At 73.4% G+C, this 5,515-nt stretch carries 3 protein-coding genes and 1 pseudogene; all 4 read left to right on the top strand.

The window, feature by feature from the left end:
- Positions 1–789: 789 nt before the first annotated feature.
- Positions 790–2,289, top strand: coding sequence for a cytochrome ubiquinol oxidase subunit I (locus RYN42_RS19505; RefSeq protein WP_315099071.1), 1,500 nt, complete (start codon positions 790–792; stop codon positions 2,287–2,289).
- Between the two features lie 15 nt (positions 2,290–2,304).
- Positions 2,305–3,372, top strand: a complete 1,068-nt coding sequence (cydB, locus tag RYN42_RS19500) for a cytochrome d ubiquinol oxidase subunit II (RefSeq protein WP_315099069.1) — start codon at positions 2,305–2,307, stop codon at positions 3,370–3,372.
- Positions 3,369–5,006: a thiol reductant ABC exporter subunit CydD gene (cydD, locus tag RYN42_RS19495; protein WP_315099066.1), complete on the top strand. Its 1,638-nt coding sequence runs from the start codon at positions 3,369–3,371 to the stop codon at positions 5,004–5,006. Before cydB ends, cydD begins: the two co-directional genes overlap by 4 nt.
- A pseudogene (locus RYN42_RS19490) lies at positions 5,003–5,515 on the top strand (thiol reductant ABC exporter subunit CydC); the annotation flags it as partial. The gene cydD and the pseudogene RYN42_RS19490, both read left to right, overlap by 4 nt.

Here is a 5,515-nt window from a genome sequence, read left to right as displayed (position 1 = left end):
GCCACGGGGACCACCGTGCGCGTCACGCGACGCGACTTCTTCTTGGCCGGAGCGTCGTCGGCGCTCGGCGCGGAGGACGCGGGTGCGGTGGCCGCCGATGCAGGCACCTCAGGCGCGGACGCCTCGGGTGCGGAGGCCTCGGGAGCTGGGACCTCGACGGGCGGCGCGGGCTCCACGGCGGCTGCCGGGGCCGGGGCGACTGCAGCAGCGCCCGTGTCGGCGCCGGGGGCGGCCGTCACACGGGTGGCACGGCGGCGGCGCGGAGGTGCGGGCGGTGCCTCACCCCCGGCGGTCGTCGCGTCTGTGGTGGGGGTGTTGTCGTCGGTCACGCGAAGTGCTCCTGGTTACCGGGCATCGCCACCCACACTGCGGCGGCACTCGGTCGGTCGGTCGTCGCACGCGTGCTGCGCGGCGACGGAAAGTCGGCGGTCGTGGCTGCTGCACCACGTCGGCGCCATCGCCTGCGAGGCCGGAGCCGTCGGTCCCGATCGGGGACCAGCGGGCGGCAGAGCGGCGGCTGGCGCGCACGACATGCTGGTGCTGCGAGCTCAAGGGTCCGGGGACGGTGTGGTCGCCCCGTGGACCGCCGTCAGTATCGCACAGGGGCCCCCGCTCGGCGTGCTCCGCGGTGCCCGACGCGCCCGCCGGCTCTTTCTGACGGCCTGACGTCTTCCGGGACCTTGGTCCCAGAGCCACACCGGTGCTGGTCCTAGCGTTTCCCCAGGTCCGCACATCAGGCACGGTCGCGGGCCCGACCCCCCGTACACGCTCGCACCCCCGGAGGGGCTCGTGGACACGCTCGACGTCGCTCGATGGCAGTTCGGCATCACGACCGTCTACCACTTCATCTTCGTCCCGCTGACGATCGGTCTCGCGCCCCTGGTCGCGATCATGCAGACGGCCTGGGTGCGGACCGGCAACGAGCGGTGGCTGCGCCTGACCAAGTTCTTCGGCAAGCTCCTGCTGATCAACTTCGCGATCGGTGTGGCCACCGGCATCGTGCAGGAGTTCCAGTTCGGCATGGCCTGGAGCGAGTACTCGCGCTTCGTCGGCGACGTGTTCGGGGCTCCCCTGGCGATGGAGGCGCTCGCCGCGTTCTTCGTCGAGTCCACGTTCCTCGGGCTCTGGATCTTCGGCTGGGACAAGCTGCCCAAGAGGATCCACCTGGCGTGCATCTGGGCCGTCGCGATCGCGACGAACCTCTCCGCGTTCTTCATCCTGGCCGCCAACTCCTGGATGCAGCACCCCGTCGGCTCGATCTACAACGAGACCACCGGCCGCGCCGAGATGGTCGACATCGGCGCCGTGCTGTCCAACCCCACGGTGCTCGCCGCCTTCCCCCACACGATCGCCGCGGCGTTCCTCACCGCGGGCACCTTCGTCGCAGGCATCGCCGCGTGGTGGATGGTCCGTCTGGTGCGCGCGGGGCAGGCCGACAAGGCTCGCGACGTGTACCGGCCCGCGGTCGTGCTCGGCGTGGTCGTCATGCTCGTCTCGGGAGTCGGTGTCGCGCTCTCGGGCGACTGGCAGGCCAAGCTCATGTTCGACCAGCAGCCGATGAAGATGGCGTCGGCCGAGGCCCTGTGCCGCACGACCGAGGGCGGCGCACCGTTCTCCATCCTGGCGATCGGAGACCTGAGCAACTCCTGTGAGGGCGTCAACCACGTCATCGAGATCCCCGGCCTCACGTCCTTCATGGCCACCGGCAGCTTCACGGAGCCCCTGCCCGGCGTCGAGACCCTGCAGCAGGAGTACGAGGACCGGTTCGGCTTCACGGACGACGAGGGCAACCCGGTCGACTACCAGCCCAACCTGCTCATCACCTACTGGTCGTTCCGGCTGATGATCGGCTTCGGCGCCGGGTCGGCGGCACTGGCCCTGGTCGCTCTGTGGCTGACGCGCAAGGGACGGGTGAGCGGCAACGTCTGGTTCGGCCGGCTGGGCATCGCCGCGATCGTGACGCCGTTCCTGGCGTCGTCGTTCGGCTGGATCTTCACCGAGATGGGCCGCCAGCCGTGGGTCGTGGCGCCCAACCCGAACCCGAGCGGCGTCGACGGCGTCTGGCTGCTCACGGCACGCGGGGTGTCGACCGTGACCAGCGCCGGGACGATCCTCACCAGCCTGATCGCCTTCACCCTGCTCTACGGCGTGCTCGCCGTGTTCTGGTACCGGCTCATGCACCGGTACGCGATCGAGGGCGTCGCCGACACCGAGCGCGACCCCAGCCCGGACAACCCCGAGAACGACCCGGACGGCGCCCCCGACCGTCCCCTGTCGTTCGCGTACTGAGCGGAGCCGACGACCATGGAGCTCACGACCGTCTGGTTCCTCCTCATCGCCGTCCTGTGGACCGGCTACCTCGTGCTCGAGGGGTTCGACTTCGGCGTCGGCATGCTGCTGGGCCTGCTGTCCCGCGGCGACCGCGCCGCCAAGGACCGCGACCGTCGCGTCATGATCAACACGATCGGCCCGGTCTGGGACGGCAACGAGGTCTGGCTGCTCACCGCGGGTGGCGCCACGTTCGCGGCGTTCCCCGAGTGGTACGCGACGATGTTCTCCGGCTTCTACCTGCCGCTGCTGCTCATCCTCCTGGCGCTCATCGTGCGGGTGGTCTCGTTCGAGTGGCGCGGCAAGATCGACGACGACCGGTGGCGGTCGCTGGCCGACCGGTCGCTCATCGTCGGGTCCTGGGTGCCGGCCGTGCTCTGGGGCGTGGCGTTCGCCAACCTGGTGCGCGGCGTCGAGCTCGACGCCGACCACCAGTACGTGGGTGGCTTCTGGGCGCTGCTCAACCCGTTCGCCCTGCTCGGCGGGGCGACGACCGCGCTGATCTTCCTCACGCACGGCGCGGTGTTCCTGGCGCTGAAGTCGGACGGGGACATGCGCGCGCGCGCCGGGGCGTTCGCCGCGCGGTCGTCCGTGCTGACGCTCGTCGTCGCCGGGGCGTGGGCCGTGTGGGCGCAGACCGCCTACTCGGTGCCGTGGACCTGGGCCGCCGTGGTTCTGGCCGCCGGAGCGCTCGTCGTCCTGGTGGTCGCCACGCGCAGCCGCCGGGAGGGGCTGGCGTTCACCGCCTCGGCGGTCGCCATCGTCGCCGCCGTCGTGCTGATCTTCGGCTCGATGTACCCCGACGTCATGCCGGCGTTCGACCCGGCCAACTCGCTCACGGTCACCAACGCCGCGTCCACCAGCTACACGCTCACGGTCATGACCTGGGTGGCCGCCTTGCTCACCCCGCTGGTCCTGCTCTACCAGGGCTGGACGTACTGGGTGTTCCGCAAGCGGATCTCCGCCCACCAGATCCCCGGCCACACCGGCCTGACGTTCGACAAGGTCCCCGCCCTGGACAAGCCGACGTCCGTCGACCGGTGAGGCCGCTGGACCCGCGCCTGCTGCGCCACGCGCGGGCCGCCCGCGGGTACGTGGCGCTGACCGCCGCCCTGGGTGTGCTCACGGCGGCCCTGGTGGTCGCGCAGGCGCTGCTGCTCGCGCACGCGCTCGGCGACGCGGTGACCGACGGCGCCACTTTGGACGTCCTCGGCCCGGGGATCGCGTGGCTGGCGGCCGTCGTGGTGGCACGGGCGCTGGTCACCGCGGTGCAGGAGCGCTTCGCGCACCGGGCGGCGACGCGGACCGTGGCCGAGCTGCGCGAGCGCGTGGTCGAGCACGCCCTGGCGCTGGGGCCGCGGTGGCTGGCGTCCGGTGAGGGCCCGGCGGTGGTGACGCTGGCCACGCGCGGGCTCGACGCCCTCGAGCCGTACTTCGTGCGGTACCTGCCTCAGCTGGTGCTCGCGGCGACGGTGACCCCCGGGGTGCTGCTGGTCGTGCTCGGGCTGGACTGGGTCTCGGCCGCGATCCTCGTCGTCGTGCTGCCCCTCGTGCCGGTGTTCATGGTGCTGGTGGGGCGGCTCACCCAGGGGCGGTCCGAGCAGGGCCTGGCCAGCATGCAGCGGCTCGGGGCGCAGGTGCTCGACCTGCTGGCGGGACTGCCCACCCTGCGCGCGCACGGCCGCGAGCGCGGCCCCGGCGCCCGCGTCCGGAGCCTGGGCGACGCCCATCGCCGGGCGACGATGGGCACCCTGCGCATCGCCTTCCTGTCCGGCATGGTGCTCGAGCTGCTCACGACGCTCTCGGTGGCGCTCGTGGCGGTCGGCATCGGGCTGCGGCTGGTCGAGGGCGACCTCGACCTGGTCACCGGGATCGCGGTCCTCGTGCTGGCGCCCGAGGTCTTCCTGCCGCTGCGGCAGGTCGGGGTGCAGTTCCACGCCGCCGCGGACGGGGTGGCCGCAGCCGGGCAGGCGTTCGAGGTCCTCGAGACGCCTGTCCCGCAGGCCGGGACCGTGCCCGCGCCGGACCTGCGCACGGCCACCCTGCGGCTCGACGGTGTGGGTGTGCGGACCGCGGGGGGCAGCACGCCGCACGACCTCGACCTGGTCCTGCGCCCCGGCACGGTCGTGGCCCTCACGGGTCCGAGCGGCGTCGGCAAGACGACGGCGCTCGAGGTGCTCCTCGGGCTGCTCCGGCCGGACGCAGGCCGCGCGTCGGTGGACGGGGTGGACCTCAGTCAGGTCGACCCGTCGTCCCTGTGGGCGCAGGTGTCCTGGCTCCCCCAGCGTCCCGTGCTCGAGCCAGGGACCGTCGAGGAGCTGGTCGGCGGCGACCCCGCGGCGCGCGCGACGGCGGCGACGCTCACCGGCCTGGACCACGTGCTCGCAACGCTCCCGCAGGGCTGGGCGAGCCCGCTGGGTCGCGGCGGCGACGGCCTGAGCCTCGGCCAGCGCCAGCGCGTGGCGCTCACCCGCACGCTGCTCGCGCAGACGCCGCTCGTGGTGCTCGACGAGCCGACCGCCCACCTGGACGCGGCCGGCGAGCAGGTCGTCCTCGACACCGTGCGCGCGCTGCGGGACGCCGGCCGGACCGTGCTGCTCGTGGCGCACCGTCCCTCGCTGGTTGCCGCGGCCGACGCCGTGGTCCGCGTGCGAGCCGCCGCGGAGGTCCCGGCATGAGCCGCGGGACGCTGCGGCGCGCGGTCCGGCTCCTGGACATCGACCCCCGGCGCCTCGCGCTCGCGCTGCTGCTCGGCACGCTCGCGCTCGGCTGCGGCGTCGCGCTCGCGGCCGTGTCCGCGTGGCTCATCGCGCGCGCCTCGCAGATGCCGCCCGTGCTCCAGCTGTCGGTGGCGACGGTGGCGGTGCGGGCGTTCGGCATCGGCCGGGGCGTGCTGCGCTACCTCGAGCGGCTGGTCTCGCACGACGTCGCCCTGCGCGGCATGACCCAGCTGCGGACGTCGCTCTACGAGCGGCTGGAGGTCGCGCGCCCGGAGACGCTGCTGCGCGTGCGCCGCGGGGACCTGCTGGCGCGGGTGGGTGCGGACGTCGACACCGTGGGCGACGTCGTCGTGCGCGGGCTGCTGCCGGCGGGTGTCGCCGCGGTGCTCGGCGTGGGCACCGTCCTCGCCATGGGTGCGTTCTGGCCGCCGGCCGGGCTGGCCCTCGCCGCGTGCCTCCTGCTGGCC

It is taken from the genome of uncultured Cellulomonas sp., assembly GCF_963527515.1.
Lineage (GTDB): Bacteria > Actinomycetota > Actinomycetes > Actinomycetales > Cellulomonadaceae > Cellulomonas.
The sequence above is the reverse complement of the archived record's forward strand: the minus strand, read 5'-3'. Positions and strand labels throughout refer to the sequence as shown.